The sequence below is a fragment of the Streptomyces sp. 2P-4 genome, assembly GCF_030167965.1.
GTDB lineage: Bacteria > Actinomycetota > Actinomycetes > Streptomycetales > Streptomycetaceae > Streptomyces > Streptomyces globosus_A.
Genome location: NZ_CP095011.1, coordinates 2,749,189 through 2,763,518 on the forward strand (window position 1 = coordinate 2,749,189; position 14,330 = coordinate 2,763,518).

The 14,330-nt window shown below is 74.1% G+C and carries 17 protein-coding genes; 6 read left to right on the forward strand and 11 right to left on the reverse strand.

Features of this window, described 5'->3' with window-relative positions:
• Positions 1-99: 99 nt before the first annotated feature.
• From MUK52_RS11630 to afsQ1, 3 genes are read right to left on the reverse strand one after another with little or no spacing between them, the layout of a single operon-like run.
• Positions 100-753, reverse strand: coding sequence for a hypothetical protein (locus tag MUK52_RS11630; RefSeq protein ID WP_284575895.1), 654 nt, complete (start codon positions 751-753; stop codon positions 100-102).
• A complete protein-coding gene (locus MUK52_RS11635) occupies positions 734-2,224 on the reverse strand; it encodes an ATP-binding protein (RefSeq protein ID WP_284575896.1) in 1,491 nt (496 codons plus the stop codon). Before MUK52_RS11635 ends, MUK52_RS11630 begins: the two co-directional genes overlap by 20 nt.
• On the reverse strand, positions 2,221-2,898 hold the full coding sequence (afsQ1, locus tag MUK52_RS11640; RefSeq protein WP_174250340.1) for a two-component system response regulator AfsQ1: 678 nt from the start codon (positions 2,896-2,898) through the stop codon (positions 2,221-2,223). The genes MUK52_RS11635 and afsQ1 overlap by 4 nt, the downstream gene beginning before the upstream one ends.
• Before the next feature lie 195 nt (positions 2,899-3,093).
• Here afsQ1 and MUK52_RS11645 point away from each other — a divergent pair, with 195 nt between their 5' ends.
• Positions 3,094-3,807: a SigE family RNA polymerase sigma factor gene (locus MUK52_RS11645; protein ID WP_284575897.1), complete on the forward strand. Its 714-nt coding sequence runs from the start codon at positions 3,094-3,096 to the stop codon at positions 3,805-3,807.
• A gap of 142 nt (positions 3,808-3,949) precedes the next feature.
• Here MUK52_RS11645 and MUK52_RS11650 read toward each other — a convergent pair whose 3' ends face one another.
• Positions 3,950-4,627, reverse strand: a complete 678-nt coding sequence (locus MUK52_RS11650) for a uridine kinase (RefSeq protein WP_502963558.1) — start codon at positions 4,625-4,627, stop codon at positions 3,950-3,952.
• Positions 4,628-4,705: 78 nt separating this feature from the next.
• Between MUK52_RS11650 and MUK52_RS11655 the strand changes: the two genes are divergently transcribed.
• On the forward strand, positions 4,706-5,062 hold the full coding sequence (locus MUK52_RS11655) for a hypothetical protein (RefSeq protein ID WP_284575898.1): 357 nt from the start codon (positions 4,706-4,708) through the stop codon (positions 5,060-5,062).
• Positions 5,063-5,147: 85 nt separating this feature from the next.
• On the opposite strand, the gene MUK52_RS11660 is transcribed toward MUK52_RS11655, so the two are convergent.
• From MUK52_RS11660 to deoC, 3 genes are read right to left on the reverse strand one after another with little or no spacing between them, the layout of a single operon-like run.
• The gene (locus MUK52_RS11660; protein WP_114053865.1) at positions 5,148-6,044 is read right to left on the reverse strand and encodes an aldehyde dehydrogenase family protein; all 897 of its coding nucleotides are present in this window, start codon (positions 6,042-6,044) and stop codon (positions 5,148-5,150) included.
• Positions 6,037-7,473: an aldehyde dehydrogenase family protein gene (locus MUK52_RS11665; RefSeq protein WP_114053864.1), complete on the reverse strand. Its 1,437-nt coding sequence runs from the start codon at positions 7,471-7,473 to the stop codon at positions 6,037-6,039. The genes MUK52_RS11660 and MUK52_RS11665 overlap by 8 nt, the downstream gene beginning before the upstream one ends.
• 5 nt (positions 7,474-7,478) lie before the next feature.
• On the reverse strand, positions 7,479-8,441 hold the full coding sequence (gene deoC, locus MUK52_RS11670; RefSeq protein WP_114058433.1) for a deoxyribose-phosphate aldolase: 963 nt from the start codon (positions 8,439-8,441) through the stop codon (positions 7,479-7,481).
• A 299-nt stretch (positions 8,442-8,740) separates the two neighbouring features.
• On the opposite strand from deoC, the gene MUK52_RS11675 reads away from it, so the two are divergent.
• Both MUK52_RS11675 and MUK52_RS11680 read left to right on the forward strand, forming a co-directional pair.
• Entirely contained in the window at positions 8,741-9,436 is a 696-nt protein-coding gene (locus MUK52_RS11675; protein ID WP_284575900.1) for a hypothetical protein, read from the forward strand.
• A gap of 76 nt (positions 9,437-9,512) precedes the next feature.
• On the forward strand, positions 9,513-10,175 hold the full coding sequence (locus tag MUK52_RS11680; protein ID WP_284575901.1) for a PH domain-containing protein: 663 nt from the start codon (positions 9,513-9,515) through the stop codon (positions 10,173-10,175).
• Positions 10,176-10,181: 6 nt separating this feature from the next.
• On the opposite strand, the gene MUK52_RS11685 is transcribed toward MUK52_RS11680, so the two are convergent.
• A complete protein-coding gene (locus MUK52_RS11685; RefSeq protein WP_114053861.1) occupies positions 10,182-10,619 on the reverse strand; it encodes a DUF7144 family membrane protein in 438 nt (145 codons plus the stop codon).
• A gap of 149 nt (positions 10,620-10,768) precedes the next feature.
• A complete protein-coding gene (locus MUK52_RS11690; RefSeq protein ID WP_284575902.1) occupies positions 10,769-11,932 on the reverse strand; it encodes a calcium-binding protein in 1,164 nt (387 codons plus the stop codon).
• Between the two features lie 181 nt (positions 11,933-12,113).
• Here MUK52_RS11690 and MUK52_RS11695 point away from each other — a divergent pair, with 181 nt between their 5' ends.
• Positions 12,114-12,698: a VanZ family protein gene (locus MUK52_RS11695; protein WP_114053859.1), complete on the forward strand. Its 585-nt coding sequence runs from the start codon at positions 12,114-12,116 to the stop codon at positions 12,696-12,698.
• A 42-nt stretch (positions 12,699-12,740) separates the two neighbouring features.
• Complete coding sequence (locus tag MUK52_RS11700) at positions 12,741-12,941, forward strand: PspC domain-containing protein (RefSeq protein ID WP_114053858.1); 201 nt, start codon at positions 12,741-12,743, stop codon at positions 12,939-12,941.
• Positions 12,942-13,001: 60 nt separating this feature from the next.
• On the opposite strand, the gene MUK52_RS11705 is transcribed toward MUK52_RS11700, so the two are convergent.
• On the reverse strand, positions 13,002-13,769 hold the full coding sequence (locus MUK52_RS11705) for a hypothetical protein (RefSeq protein WP_284575903.1): 768 nt from the start codon (positions 13,767-13,769) through the stop codon (positions 13,002-13,004).
• 173 nt (positions 13,770-13,942) lie between these two features.
• Positions 13,943-14,215, reverse strand: coding sequence for a hypothetical protein (locus MUK52_RS11710; protein WP_114053856.1), 273 nt, complete (start codon positions 14,213-14,215; stop codon positions 13,943-13,945).
• Positions 14,216-14,330: the final 115 nt, after the last annotated feature.

Here is a 14,330-nt window from a genome sequence, read left to right on the forward strand (position 1 = left end):
GACTCAATCCCGTACCGACCCGTACTCCTCGACGAGTACGGGTCGGTACCGCATCCCTTGGGCGATGACCCGAACGGACTTACGGGCAGCGCGCGTTGGTCAGCCGGTCGGTGTCGGCGCAGGCGTCGCGGCCGACGGCACCGGGCGGACCAGCTCGCCCAGCGTCGGGACCGACTCCGGGCGGGCGCGGACGGCGTCCGTGCACTCCCAGGCGCGCGGCGGGTCGCTGTCCGGGCCGCCGAGGACGACCGGGCCCGGTCCGGCCGAGACGGTCTTGTTGCCGGCGAAGGTGCACACCACCTGGGCAAGCGCGACCGGCGGCAGGTCCTCGGGCTTGCGGCTGAGGCGTACCGTTCCGGCGGGGTCGGCCGCCCGCAGCGGGGCGACCGTCAGCCCGTTGGGGACGGAGGTCGTGAAGCCCGCCTCCCGCTCGTCGTGGCCGGGCTCCCGCTCCAGGGCGGCCAGCAGCGCCTCCGCGGCTGCCAGGGCGGCCGTCCGGGCGGGCTTCTTCTCCGCCGCCATCGGGACGATCCGCTCGACCCCGACCAGCTGCGAGCCGCACACGAGCTCCACGGTCGCCCGGAAGCCCTGCGCCCCGCCCTGCTGGGCCGGGATGTCGCAGGAGACCCGCGAGGGGGCCGGCCCGACGTCGACGGGGACGGTCGTCGCCCGGATCCCGCACCCGGCCGTCAGGGACGCCAGCACCCCCGCGACCGCGGCCGCCGCGGCCGCCCTACTCCTGCGCGCCGCCACCGGCGATCACCTTCCCCACGTCCACCGGCAGGCGCAGCGTGAACAGCGCGCCGCCTCCCTCCGCGTTGGCCGCGGTGATCTCGCCGCCGTGGATGTGCGCGTTCTCCACGGCGATGGACAGGCCCAGGCCGCTGCCGTCGGACTTCGGGCGGGACGCGCTGGCCTTGTAGAAGCGGTCGAAGACGTGCGGCAGCACCTCTTCGGGGATGCCGGGGCCGTTGTCGCGGACCGCGATGACCAGCCACTCCCCCTCGACGCGCACGGAGACCCGCACCGGCGAGCCGCCGTGCTTGAGGGCGTTGCCGATGAGGTTGGCGAGGATGACGTCGAGGCGGCGCGGGTCGAGCCGGGCGACGATGCCGCGCTCGGCGTCGAGTTCGACGGCGTCGAGCCAGGCCCGGGCGTCGATGCAGGCGGTGACCTGGTCGGCGACGTCGACGTCGTCGATGACGAGGCGGGCCGTCCCGGCGTCGAAGCGGGTGACCTCCATCAGGTTCTCGACGAGGTCGTACAGCCGGCGGGTCTCGCTGACGACGAGGGTGACCGCGGGCGCGATCATCGGGTCGAGGTCGTCGACCTCCTCCTCCAGCACCTCGGCGACGGCTGTCAGCGCGGTGAGGGGGGTGCGCAGCTCGTGCGACATGTCGGCGACGAAGCGGCGGCTGGCCTCCTCGCGAGCGCTCATGTCGGCGACCTTCTTCTCCAGCGCCTCGGCCGTCTTGTTGAAGGTGTGCGAGAGGTCGGCGAGTTCGTCGTTGCCGGAGACGTCGAGCCGGTGGTCGAGTTCGCCCTCGCCGAGGCGGCGCGCGGCGTCGCCGAGCCGCTGGACGGGCTTGAGGACGGTGCGGGCGGCCACCTGCGCCAGCAGGGCCGAGCCGAGCAGCGCCAGCACGGTGGCGATGGCGAGGGACCAGCCGAGGGTGTTCAGGTCGTCGCGCTCCTGCGCGAGCGACTTGTACATGTAGCCCGTCGGGCCGCCGCCGACGATACGGGTGCCGCCGACGAGGTACGGCTTGCCGTGCGGCTTCGTGCGCTGCCAGTACATGTGGTACTCGGCGTCGTGCGCGGCAGTGGCCTTCTGGCGGTCGTTCACGGCCCGCCGCAGGGACTCGGGGACGTCCTCCAGCCGGAAGGCGTCCGGGCCGGCCGCGCCGTAGACCGTACGCCCGTCGGGCCGCTCGTCCAGCAGCAGCACGCTGTATCCGGGGGCGCTGCCGGCCATCAGGTCGGCGGTGCGCTGGAGTTCCTCCGGGGTGGGGTCGGCGGGCAGGGCCGCGGCCCGGTCCTGCATCTCCTGCCGGAAGTCGCCGAGGGCGGCCTCCTGGGTGCGGGTCAGGACGGCCTCGCGGTTGAGCCAGTACGCGATGCCCGAGGCGGACACGGCGGCGACCAGCGCGACGAGGGAGAAGACCAGGAGGAGCCGCAGCCGCAGGCTGGTCCAGCGAAGGCCCGCGAACAGAGCGTTGATCACTGCGGCGAGTCCAGGCGGTAGCCGACCCCGCGGACGGTCCGGATGAGGGTCGGGGAGGACGGCACTTCCTCGACCTTGGCGCGCAGCCGCTGGACGCAGGCGTCCACGAGGCGGGAGTCGCCGAGGTAGTCGTGCTCCCACACCAGCCGCAGCAGCTGCTGGCGGGAGAGGGCCTGGCCGGGCCGGCGGCTGAGCTCCAGCAGCAGCCGCAGCTCGGTCGGGGTGAGCTGGAGGTCCTCGCCGTTCTTCGTGACCGTCATCGCGGCCCGGTCGATGACCAGGGACCCGAAGACGGCCGAGTCGCTGGCCTCCCGCTCGCCGCGGCGCAGGACCGCCCTGATCCGGGCGTCGAGCACCCGGCCCTGGACGGGCTTGACAACGTAGTCGTCGGCGCCCGACTCCAGGCCGACGACCACGTCGATGTCGTCGCTGCGCGCGGTCAGCAGGATGATCGGCAGCTGGTCGGTGCGGCGGATCCGCCGGCACACCTCGAAGCCGTCGATCCCGGGCAGCATCACGTCCAGCACGATCAGGTCCGGGCGCTGCTCGCGCAGCATCTTCAGACCGTCCTCGCCCGTCGCCGCAGTGGCCACGCGGTGGCCCTGGCGGGTCAGGGAGAGTTCGAGGGCCGTGCGGATGGCGTCGTCGTCCTCGATCAGCAACAGGAAAGGCACGGCCACATTCTGTCCCATGGGCAGTCGGGAGTTCGACCGTCGTGCGCGGAGCGGCGCCGCGGGGGGTGCGGCGCGGCGCTGTGACACGCCTGTGACAGTCGGCGGACAGCCCGGTTATGTCCGGGGGGCAGGCTTCTACCAACGCACCGAGCAGGAGCCCGGTAACCGAAGCAGACCTACGACGGGGGGCGCGAGATGAACACGCTGCACAGCACCACCACCAGCGCGGTTGTCACGCGGCTGCACGATGTGAACCGCCGGGCGGGTGCCCGGTCGGTGGCGGTCGCCCGTCCCCGGCAGGCGCACACGGTGGCCATCGACGCGAACACCTACCGGGCCGCGGCTCCCGCCGCCCCGACCGGGCCGGCGCCGCGCCTGTCCTCCGACTCGGAGGCGGAGTTCACCGCGTACGTCCGGGAGCGGCGGGCCGCGCTGTACGCGACGGCCTTCCACCTGACGGGCGACCGGCACGAGGCGGAGGACCTGCTCCAGAGCGCGCTGTTCTCGACGTACCGGGCCTGGGACCGGATCAGCGACAAGGCGGCCGTCGGGGGCTACCTGCGCCGCACCATGACGAACCTGCACATCAGCGCCTGGCGCCGGCGGAAGCTGAACGAGTACCCGACGGAGGAACTGCCGGAGGCCGCCGCCGACACCGACGCGATGCGCGGGACGGAGCTGCGCGCGGTGCTGTGGCAGGCGCTGGCCCGCATCCCGGAGCCGCAGCGCACGATGCTGGTGCTGCGCTACTACGAGGGCCGCACCGACCCGGAGATCGCGGAGATCCTGGGCATCAGCGTCGGCACGGTGAAGTCGAGCATCTGGCGCTCCCTGCGCCGCCTGCGCGACGACGAGGTGCTGAGCTTCGGCCGCGACGAGTCCGAGTCCTTCGAGGAGCTCGTCGCGTAGCCGGAAAAGACCACTGGCCGGGGGGCCCGTCCTACGGGGGTGGGACGGGGGCCATTGGGGGGGATGGAGGCGGGATCATGCGGTCGGGGGTCCGCAGGGTCCCGCCTTCGCACGTCCGCGGCCGGGGGGGGGTGAGGCCGGGTCAGGCCGCGGCGGCGGGGGCGCGGTGGCGGCCGGCCGCGGCGGCGGCCAGGCGGCCCAGGGCCTCGTCGCGGCCGCAGGGGTGCGCGCCGAGGGCGGTGTGGCGGGCGACGATGCCCCGCTCGGCCCGCATCAGGCGCAGGCCGCGCCGCAGCAGGAACAGCACGGACTTGCGGCCCTCGCGCAGGTCCCGGAGCAGGCGGCGGCGGAAGGTGGTGGAGGGCCGGCCGCGCAGGCAGATCGCGTCGGCGAGGAGGCCGAGGTCCTGGCAGCGGGCCGCTATGTCGGCGGCGAAGATGCCCTCGGCGATGAACAGCGGCGCGCCCGCGGTGTCGAGGGTCTCCGTGCCGGTGCGGGAGGACGTCGAGATGTCGTAGACGGGGACCTCGGTGCGGCCGGTGCGGCACAGGTCGGCGACCGCGGCGACGGCGGTGTCGGCGTCCCAGGAGAGCGGGGAGTCCCAGTCGATGTCGGAGCTTCCCTCGACCAGGGGGAGGGACGGGTCGCCGGCCTCCTTGTAGAAGTCGTCCAGGCGGAGCACGGGAAGCCCGGACCGGGCGGCCAGCGAGGACTTTCCGGAACCCGAAGGACCGGTCAACAGGACGACACGCGCAGGCGAAGGAGAGGAGAAGCTCACGGGACACCAGTGTGACGCATTCCCCCGCGCAGGGGATGCCATATGCGGGCGGTTGGTATCCAGGATCACACCTCCACTACGCTGCGTGCGCACGCGAACACGACCACAGGCGGGAACCCCATGGCACGTCACGCAGCCCCCGGCACGTCCAGCGCCCTGCGCTCCGCGCGCTCCGCGGGCCTCACGCTCTCCATGGCCGGCGCGGCCCTCGCGATGGCGGCCGGCGGCGCCGAGGCGGGCGAACTGTCGGTCCCGGCGGCCGTGTCCGGCGTCGTCGACCCGATCGCGAACCTGAAGGTGAACCCGCTCGCCAAAACCGGGGTGGACCCCCTGGACAACGGCATCGCCACGAAGGTCGCGGACTTCCCGGCGGTCGGCACCGGCATGGTCACCGGCGCGCTCACCCAGGGCCCTTCGGTCAGGGAGCTGCCGACGGCGGCCGTGTCGTCGCTCCTGGGGCCCGTCCTCCCGCAGTAGGCGGCCCCGGGCAGCAGAAGGGCCGTCGGCGGCACAGGTGTGCCGCCGACGGCCCTTCCCGCGTTCCGCGCGGGGCGCGGTCCGGCTAGTAGCTGGAGCCGGAGGCGCCGAGGGAGCCGGTCGGGTGCCAGACCGTCTTGGTCTCCAGGAACGCCGTCATGCGCGACGTGCCCGGGTCGGCGCTCCAGTCGTCCACAGGCTGTGGACGCAGGACGCGCTTGAGGTTGTCGGCCGCCGCGGTCTCCAGCTCCTTGGCCAGCGCCTCGCCGGCGCCCGCCAGGTCGATCGCGTTGACGTCCTGGTGGGCCGCCAGGTGCGGGCCCATCTCGGAGGCCTTGCCGGAGAGGACGTTCACCACGCCGCCGGGCAGGTCGGACGTGGCGAGCACCTCGCCGAGGGACAGCGCCGGCAGCGGGGCCTTCTCGGAGGCGATGACGACGGCGGTGTTGCCCGTCGCGATCACCGGGGCGATCACCGAGACCAGGCCGAGGAAGGACGACTCCTGCGGGGCGACGACCGCGACGACACCGGTCGGCTCGGGCGTCGACAGGTTGAAGTACGGGCCCGCGACCGGGTTGGCGCCGCCCACGACCTGGCCGATCTTGTCGGTCCAGCCCGCGTACCAGACCCAGCGGTCGATCGCGGCGTCCACGACGGCGGCCGCCTTGGACTTCGACAGCCCCTCCGCCTCGCCGACCTCGCGGACGAACTGCTCGCGGCGGCCCTCCAGCATCTCGGCGATGCGGTAGAGGATCTGGCCGCGGTTGTACGCGGTCGCGCCCGACCAGCCGCCGAACGCCTTGCGGGCGGCGACGACCGCGTCGCGGGCGTCCTTGCGGGAGGAGAGGGGGGCGTTGGCCAGCCACTTGCCCTTCGAGTCCGTCACCTCGTACACCCGGCCGCTCTCGGAACGCGGGAACTTCCCGCCGACGTACAGCTTGTAGGTCTTGAAGACGTTCAGTCGCGTGGTCGACTCAGACATCGAGGTAGGCCTCCAGACCGTGGCGACCGCCCTCGCGGCCGAAGCCCGACTCCTTGTAGCCGCCGAAGGGCGAGGTCGGGTCGAACTTGTTGAACGTGTTGGCCCAGACGACACCCGCGCGGAGCTTGTTCGCGACGGCCAGGATGCGCGAGCCCTTCTCCGTCCAGATGCCCGCGGACAGGCCGTACTGGCTGTTGTTGGCCTTCGCCACGGCCTCGTCGGGCGTGCGGAAGGTCAGCACCGACAGCACCGGGCCGAAGATCTCGTCGCGGGCGATGGTGTGCGCCTGGGTGACGTTCGTGAACAGCGTCGGGGCAAACCAGTAGCCGGAGGACGGCATCTCGCACGCCGGGGACCAGCGCTCGGCGCCCTCGGCCTCGCCGGTCTCGGCGAGCGCCGTGATCCGGGCAAGCTGCTCCGCGGAGTTGATCGCGCCGATGTCGGTGTTCTTGTCGAGCGGGTCGCCGAGGCGCAGGGTGGACAGGCGGCGCTTGAGGGAGTCCAGCAGCTCGTCGTGGATCGACTCCTGGACGAGCAGGCGGGACCCGGCGCAGCAGACCTGGCCCTGGTTGAAGAAGATGCCGCCGACGATGCCCTCGACGGCCTGGTCGATCGGCGCGTCGTCGAAGACGATGTTGGCGCCCTTGCCGCCCAGCTCCAGGGTGAGCTTCTTGCCGGTGCCGGCGACCTGGCGGGCGATGGCCTTGCCGACCGCGGTGGAGCCGGTGAAGGCGACCTTGTTGACGTCCGGGTGCGCGACGAGCTCGGCGCCCGCGTCCCCGTAGCCGGGAATGATGTTGACGACGCCCTTGGGCAGCCCGGCCTGGCGGCAGATGTCCGCGAAGAACAGGGCCGACAGCGGGGTCGTCTCGGCGGGCTTGAGGACGACGGTGTTGCCCGCGGCGAGCGCCGGGGCGATCTTCCACGCCAGCATCAGCAGCGGGAAGTTCCACGGGATGACCTGGCCGGCGACGCCGAGCGGGCGCGGGTCGGCGCCGTAGCCGGCGTGGCCGAGCTTGTCGGCCCAGCCCGCGTAGTAGAAGAAGTGCGCGGCGACCAGCGGGAGGTCCGCGTCGCGGGTCTCCTTGATCGGCTTGCCGTTGTCGAGGGTCTCCAGGACGGCCAGCTCGCGGCTGCGCTCCTGGATGATCCGGGCGATGCGGAAGAGGTACTTGGCGCGCTCGGCGCCGGGCAGGGCGGACCACTTCTCGAAGGCCTTGCGGGCGGCCTTCACGGCGCGGTCGACGTCGGCGGCGCCGGCCTGGGCGACCTCGGAGAGGACCTCCTCGGTGGACGGCGAGACGGTCTTGAAGACCTTGCCGTCGGCCGCGTCGGTGAACTCGCCGTCGATGAAGAGGCCGTAGGAGGGGGCGATGTCGACGACCGAGCGGGACTCGGGAGCCGGTGCGTACTCGAATGCAGATGCCATGGTGATCAGTCCACCGTCACGTAGTCGGGACCGGAGTAACGGCCGGTCGTCAGCTTCTGGCGCTGCATCAGCAGGTCGTTGAGCAGGCTGGAGGCGCCGAAGCGGAACCACTCGCTGGTCAGCCAGTCCTCGCCCGCGGTCTCGTTGACCAGGACCAGGAACTTGATCGCGTCCTTGGTCGTGCGGATGCCGCCGGCCGGCTTCACGCCGATCTGGATGCCGGTCTGCGCCCGGAAGTCGCGGACGGCCTCCAGCATCAGGAGGGTGTTGGCCGGGGTGGCGTTGGTGCCCACCTTGCCGGTCGAGGTCTTGATGAAGTCGGCGCCGGCGAGCATGCCGATCCAGGAGGCGCGGCGGATGTTGTCGTACGTCGACAGCTCGCCGGTCTCGAAGATGACCTTCAGGCGGGCGGCGGTGCCGTCCTCGCGGACACACGCCTCCTTCACGGACCTGATCAGCTCGTACGTCTCCAGGTAGCGGCCGGCGAGGAAGGCGCCACGGTCGATGACCATGTCGATCTCGTCGGCGCCGGCGGCGACGGCGTCGCGGGTGTCGGCGAGCTTGACGGGCAGCGCGGCGCGGCCGGCCGGGAAGGCGGTCGCGACGGACGCCACCTTGACGTCGGCGCCGTTCAGGGCGGCCTTCGCGGTGGCCACCATGTCCGGGTAGACGCAGACCGCTGCGGTCATGGGCGTCGTACGGTCGGTCGGGTCGGGGTGGACGGCCTTCGCGGCGAGCGCACGGACCTTGCCCGGGGTGTCGGCACCCTCAAGCGTGGTCAGGTCGATCATCGAGATGGCGAGGTCGATGGCGTACGCCTTGGCCGTCGTCTTGATCGAACGGGTCCCGAGCGCGGCCGCGCGGGCCTCCAGGCCGACGGCGTCCACGCCGGGCAGCCCGTGCAGGAAGCGGCGCAGCGCACTGTCGGACGTCGTCACGTCGGCGAATGCGGTGAGGGTGGTGGGCATGGTCACCAGACGAGCATATCTACGCGCGTAGCGGCCTGTCACCCCCCAAGGCTGCACATCTGTGCGGGGTCGGCCGCATCCGTGCTGTGAGGGGTGTGCAAAGGCGCTGGTCACCGCCGTTACACGGCCATGACGGGAATCCGACGGTCCGGCCGAAACCCGCGCATAGATTTTTCCCAGCAGCCCGCCAGACCTCCCGGACCACGGACCACGGCCCGACCCGGCGACCGCCCGCCCCGCCCGAGAACGCGCGGCATGCGACTCTCCCGCCTATCCTCGACACAGCTCCAGGAGCCGTGATGCGTACCGCCCCCGCCCTCCGCACCCCGCTCGTCACCGCCGCCCTCGCGGGCGCGCTGCTCTGGCCCGCCGCGAGCGGGGTGTACACGGCCGTCGCCGCGCAGGCCCCGCAGGGCGCGTCCGCGGCGTACGGCGGGGATGCCGCGTCGGACGGCGCCGACCGGTACGCGGGCGAGCCGGTGTACATCGGCGAGGGGCTCGTCGCGGTGCTGCGGAACGGGCCGGAGGGCCCGGAAGCCTGGATCCGCGCCGTCGGCACCCAGTGGAAGCCCGGCGACCCGTACATGGTGCGGGTGCTCGCGCTGCTGGACCGGAGCCACCCCGGGGACACCGTGAACGGGCTCGGGCTGCGGCTGGCCAAGGCGGACACCGGTGCGCCGGTGCTCGTCGTCACGCAGGACGGGGCGACGGCCTCCTACCCGCTGCCGGCGAAGGGCGCGGCCGTGAAGCCGGCCGCCGCCCGGCCCGCGGCGGCGTCCGCCTCGGCGCCTGCGTCGGCGCCTGCGGAGGAGGCCGCGGCCCCGGCCGTGCAGGCGGGGGCGGCGGCCGCGCCCGCGGCGCTCGTCACGACGGCGTCCGCCGCAACCGCGGCGGAGGACGGCGCGGTCGCGGTCGCGGCGGGCGCCGGGCTGGTCGCGATCACGGGCGCGACGGCCGCGGCCCGGCTGCTGCGCGCGCGCCGCGGCGGCGCCTGACCCGCCCGTCGGGCGGCCGGGACGGGGGCCGCGCAGGGGGTCGTCGTCCGGGGGCGGGTGAGGCAGAATCGGGCGCATGAGCAGCCAGCAGCCTCCTGACGAGCCGGTCTACGACGACCGGGTCTACCGCTCCCCCATGGCCGTCGTCACCGGGGTCCTGCTGCTGGCGCTGATCGCATGGCTCTGCGGCGACGCGATCGTCCGGGGTGAGGGTTCGGCCCGCTGGTTCGGGGCCGCCGCCGCCCTCTTCGCGGTGCCGATGATCGTGGCGTTCACGATGCGCCCGGCCGTCTTCGCCAACGAGGACCGGATGCGGGTCCGCAACCCGTTCCGCGTGATCGAGCTGCCCTGGGCGGCCGTGGACACGGTGCGCGCCGGGTACTCCGCCGAGGTGCTGGCCGAGGGCTCCACCTACCAGCTGTGGTCCGTCCCCGTCTCGCTGCGCGAGCGGAAGAGGGCGCAGCGCGGGCGGCTCAGCCGCCGCGGCGGGCTGACCGGGCGCGGCCTGACCGTGAAGCCGTCCGGGCCGGAGGCCGGGGGCGGCGCCGCGGACGGCTCCGCCGCCGAGCCGCAGCGGGCGTCCGCGGACCGGGTCGTCGACGAGCTGCGGGAGCTCGCCGAGCGCGGGGCCTCGCGCGCGGGCGCCCAGGGCGGCGTACGGGTGCGCTGGTCCTACGAGGTCATCGCACCGGCCGCCCTGGGCGCCGTGTCGCTGGTCGTGCTGTTCGCGCTGCGCTGAGGGTCGTCAGACGCGGGCGTCCGGCGGGTACCCGGGGTCCTTGCACAGGGCCCAGATGACGAAGATCGCGATGGCGATGGCGATCACCGACCACCAGGGCTGGTACGGCAGCCACAGGAAGTGCGCGATCAGCGACAGGCAGGCCAGTGCGATGCCGGCGATGCGCGCCCACAGGGCGCCGTTCTTGAGCAGGGCCAGGCCTGCCGCCAGGGCCAGGATGCCGAGGATCAGGTGGATCCAGCCCCAGCCGGTCAGGTCCAGCTTGAAGGTGTAGTTGCCGATGCGCTGGTAGACCTCGTCCTCGGCGATCGCGGCGATGCCCTCGAAGATCGCGAGCACGCCGATGACGGCGAGCATGACGCCGGCGAACACGGTGCCGCCGGTCGCCCAGTCGCCGGTGCCGCCGGGGCGGCCCGCGGGTGTCTGAGTGGGTGTGGTCGCCATCGCGCCACCTGGCCTCTCGCTCGAACGGGTGGGGCCATTCGAGCGTGCGGGGGCCGGGCCGCCCGGGCGAGCTGCCGTGGGCCGAACGGGTGACGGGCGCCCGGTCTCCGCGCCTGCCTGCCCGGCTGCCCGGTGCCCGGCCCGCGCCGTCAGAGTTCGCAGTCGATGCGGACGTTCGTGCCGGACTCGCCGTCGCAGTCGTCCGTGCCGGTGAGGCCGTTCAGGGTGTCGTTGGCCGGGCCGCCGCGCAGCAGGTCGTCGCCGGATCCGCCGGTGAGGAAGTCGATGCCGCCCGCCGTGCCGACGGAGTCCCGGGCGAACCGGGAGTCGGTGTTGTCGCCGACGATGAGGTCGTTGCCGCCGCGGCCGTCGATCACGTCGTTGCCGGCGGTCGCGCCGGAGGGGTCGCCGACGCCGCTGTCGCCGGCGAGGACGGTCTCGTCCGCGCTGCCGCCCATGATGCGGTCGTTGCCGGAGCCGACGGCCTTGCCGGAGTAGGCCCGGTGGTCGCCCCAGGCGCCGTACCCGCCGTCCGCGCCGAGGTCGATCAGGTCGTCGCCGCCGCTGCCGGCGGTGTCGCCGAGGACGGAGGCGCTGTCGCCGACCGCCTGGCCGGTCTCGCCCTCGCCCTCCAGCAGGACGTCGTCGCCGGCGCCGGTCGCACCCCGGAAGCCGCTGGAGTCGCCGGTCAGGCTGTCGCTGTCGCGGCCGCCGTCGAGGCGGTCGTCCGCCCCGCCGGTCGCGCGGTCGCCCGCGCTGTCGCCGATCAGGGAGTCCTCGCCGTCGCCGCCGAAGAGCAGGTCGGCGGAGGCGCCGTCGGCCGTGCCCTGCACGGCGAAGTGGTCGCCGACCAGGGTGTCGGCCCCGCCGCCGCCGACGAGGTGGTCCCGGCCCGTCGGGCCGGAGGCCCCGCCGGTCCAGGCGGCGTCGTCGCCGACGAGGAGGTCGGCGCCCGGGCCGCCGTCGGCCTGGTCGTCGCCCGCCCCGCCCGCGATCCTGTCGTCGCCCGCGCCGCCGAGCAGGACGTCGCCCTCGCCGAGGCCGCAGATCAGGTCGTTGCCGTCGCCGCCGTCGAGGACGTCGCGCCCGGGCGTGCCGATGAGGACGTCGTCGCCGGGCGTGCCGCGCGTACCGGTGGCGGCCGCTCCGAAGCAGGTCGCGGCCGCGCCCGCCGTGTCCGCCGCGTGGGCCGGGAGCGCGCCGAGCCCGGCGAGGGCGGCCGCCAGGACCTGCGCCCCGACGAGGGCGGCGATCCTGCGGGCGGGCCGGGCGGGCCGGGCGGGGCCGCGGAGGTCTCTTCGGGGTCCGGGCATGGCGCTCTCCTTCCGCGGCATCCGGTATGCGTCGCGTGGCGCTCACTGTGCGTGGCGCAGGCCGGTGCCCGGGAGGGGCGCGTCCACAGCCGCCGTATTTTCATCCGATCGGCTTCTCGTACGACTCACCTTGCCGGAGGCATACGGAACCGAAGCCGCCACAGGCTGCGTCCACGCAGGTGTGCAGCGTCATGAGGCCGGCCACTGCGCCGCCACCGCCCTACACCTGCGGCTCCGGCTCCTCGGCGGGGCCCTGCTGGTCGCCCACCTGCTCCTCGTCGGCTGGCTCACCCTGCGCCCGCTGGACGTGCCGTGGGCGGCGGCCGCGAACCTGACGCCGTTCGAGGGCATCCGCGCCGACCTGGAGAACGGACCCGTGGCGGCGGCCCGCCGGATCGGCGAGGGCCTGGCGCTGCTGGCCCCGCTCGGGGTGCTGCTGCCGCTGGCCGGCGGGAGCCTGGCGCCGTCGCCGCTGGCGGCCTGGTCGTCGCTGGTGCGGACCGCGGCCGCGGGGGTGCTCGTCTCGATCGGCATCGAGATGCTGCAGAGCTCGGTTCCGGGGCGGGTCGTGGACGTGGACTCGGTGCTGCTGAACACGGCGGGCGTGGTGCTGGCGCACGTCGCGGTGGTCCCGGCGGCGCGGGCGCGGATGCGGCGTACGCGCGCGGCGCGGGCCGAGGCCTCTCAGGGGTCCACCCCGAGAATTGCCAGGGTCGGGCTCGGCCCTTGGACCGACGTTCTGTCTGCGGTGCCGCGCGAGTATTGAGGCATCACGGAAAACCCCGTGAATATCTACGGAGGAGATCCCATGAGCGCCCTTGTTCGCCCCCGTGACGGCCGCTGGATCGGCGGCGTCTGCGCCGGACTGGCGCGCCGGTTCGGAATGTCCGCGAACACGATGCGGCTGATATTCGCCGTCTCGTGCCTGCTGCCCGGGCCGCAGTTCCTGATCTACCTGGCGCTGTGGCTGCTCCTGCCGAACGAGAAGCCGTCCGCCGCCGCCTGGTGACGGGCGGGCCGCCGCCCGGGTTGCGGCGGCCCGGCCCGTGCGGCGTCCGCGGCCTGCGGTTCAGGCCGCGCGGCGGACCTTCTCCAGCTGCTTGTCGGCGACCTCCTGCGGCACCTGCGCCTGCTGCCCGGCGGCCGCCACGTTGAGGGCCATCAGGCGCACGATCGTGTCGCCCTCGCGGACGACGACCACGTGGACGTGGGCGGAGACGCCCTGCGCGGCGGCGGTGGTGGTCCAGCTGACGGTGTCGTCGCCCGCCGTGCGGTATCCGGCGGCGCGGACGTCGCGGTAGCTGCCGCTCTGGTTCTGGACGGTGGCGGTGAAGCCGGTGCCGCAGGCGGCGACGGCGTCCTTCAGCCGGGAGACGAGCGCCTTGGCGTCCCGCTCGGCGTAGGAGCTGACGGAGGCGGAGACCGCGAGGCCGACCTCCTTCTGGGAGCCGATGCCGCGGTTGACCGTCTCGCGGGCGGCCGGGTCCGGCTTGTCGCCCATGATGTCGGCGAGGGGCTGGCAGGTCCTGCGGTCGGCCTGGGGCTGGCCGTCGGGCGCGGCCGGGTTCTTGCCCTGGGCGGAGACCTGGTAGCCGGGCAGGTCGCCCGGGGCCAGGGCGGAGCGCTCCAGCCTGCTGCCGCCGGACGGCGGTGCGGCCGGGGCCGGGGAGGTGCCCGCGGAGGGCGTGCCGGCGGGTGCGGTGACGGGGGCGGAGCCCTTCTGGTCCGGCGCCTTCCCGCTGCCGGGGCCGCTGCCGCAGGCGGTGGCCCCCAGGACGAGGGCGGGCAGCAGGGTGGCGGCGACCGCTCCGGTGGTGGTTCGTGGCTTCGTACGCATGACCGGCGACCTCTCCCCCGGCGGTTGCCGGGCGCGTCCCGCCCGGGCCTCGGCGGGCGGTTGGCGGGGATCCTGGCACACGGCGCCGCGCGGCGCACACCTGGTCGAACCGGCGTGCGCCGCGCGGGCACGCTTGCGAATCGAAGGGGATCCGGGGACGGATCCGGGGTGGGTCAGCCGCCGAGGGCGCCGTTCAGCGGGAGGCCGCCGAGGGTGGGGCCGAGCGCGTTGGCCAGCTCGCCGACCGGGGCCGCCGGGTCGCTGGACTCCTGGCCGTCGGCGTTGACCTGCTGCTGGCTGGTGAGTCCCTGGAGGGCGCCGGTGGCGGTGCCGAGCGCGTCGGTGAGGCCGACGGCGGGGGTCGCCGAGGCGGTTCCGGCAGCGGCGGCGGCGAAGGCGGCACCCATGGCGGCGGCACCGAGCATCTTGGCAGCTGACTTCTTCATGAAGGATGTCCTTGCGACGGGGAACTGGGCGGCTCCGCAACCTAGCCACTGCAAACCGGCGCCCGCAAACATCGGGAAATACGAAGAAGCGCCCGGGAATTGCTCTTCCCGGGCG

Excerpts from the sequence above, each read along its gene's own strand:
- MUK52_RS11645 (WP_284575897.1), top strand. The coding sequence starts at position 3,094 with ATGAACACGCTGCACAGCACCACCACCAGCGCGGTTGTCACGCGGCTG.
- MUK52_RS11650 (WP_502963558.1), bottom strand. The coding sequence starts at position 4,627 with ATGGCATCCCCTGCGCGGGGGAATGCGTCACACTGGTGTCCCGTGAGC.
- MUK52_RS11655 (WP_284575898.1), top strand. The coding sequence starts at position 4,706 with ATGGCACGTCACGCAGCCCCCGGCACGTCCAGCGCCCTGCGCTCCGCG.
- MUK52_RS11660 (WP_114053865.1), bottom strand. The coding sequence starts at position 6,044 with ATGTCTGAGTCGACCACGCGACTGAACGTCTTCAAGACCTACAAGCTG.
- MUK52_RS11665 (WP_114053864.1), bottom strand. The coding sequence starts at position 7,473 with ATGGCATCTGCATTCGAGTACGCACCGGCTCCCGAGTCCCGCTCGGTC.
- deoC (WP_114058433.1), bottom strand. The coding sequence starts at position 8,441 with ATGCCCACCACCCTCACCGCATTCGCCGACGTGACGACGTCCGACAGT.
- MUK52_RS11675 (WP_284575900.1), top strand. The coding sequence starts at position 8,741 with ATGCGTACCGCCCCCGCCCTCCGCACCCCGCTCGTCACCGCCGCCCTC.
- MUK52_RS11680 (WP_284575901.1), top strand. The coding sequence starts at position 9,513 with ATGAGCAGCCAGCAGCCTCCTGACGAGCCGGTCTACGACGACCGGGTC.
- MUK52_RS11685 (WP_114053861.1), bottom strand. The coding sequence starts at position 10,619 with ATGGCGACCACACCCACTCAGACACCCGCGGGCCGCCCCGGCGGCACC.
- MUK52_RS11690 (WP_284575902.1), bottom strand. The coding sequence starts at position 11,932 with ATGCCCGGACCCCGAAGAGACCTCCGCGGCCCCGCCCGGCCCGCCCGG.
- MUK52_RS11700 (WP_114053858.1), top strand. The coding sequence starts at position 12,741 with ATGAGCGCCCTTGTTCGCCCCCGTGACGGCCGCTGGATCGGCGGCGTC.
- MUK52_RS11705 (WP_284575903.1), bottom strand. The coding sequence starts at position 13,769 with ATGCGTACGAAGCCACGAACCACCACCGGAGCGGTCGCCGCCACCCTG.
- MUK52_RS11710 (WP_114053856.1), bottom strand. The coding sequence starts at position 14,215 with ATGAAGAAGTCAGCTGCCAAGATGCTCGGTGCCGCCGCCATGGGTGCC.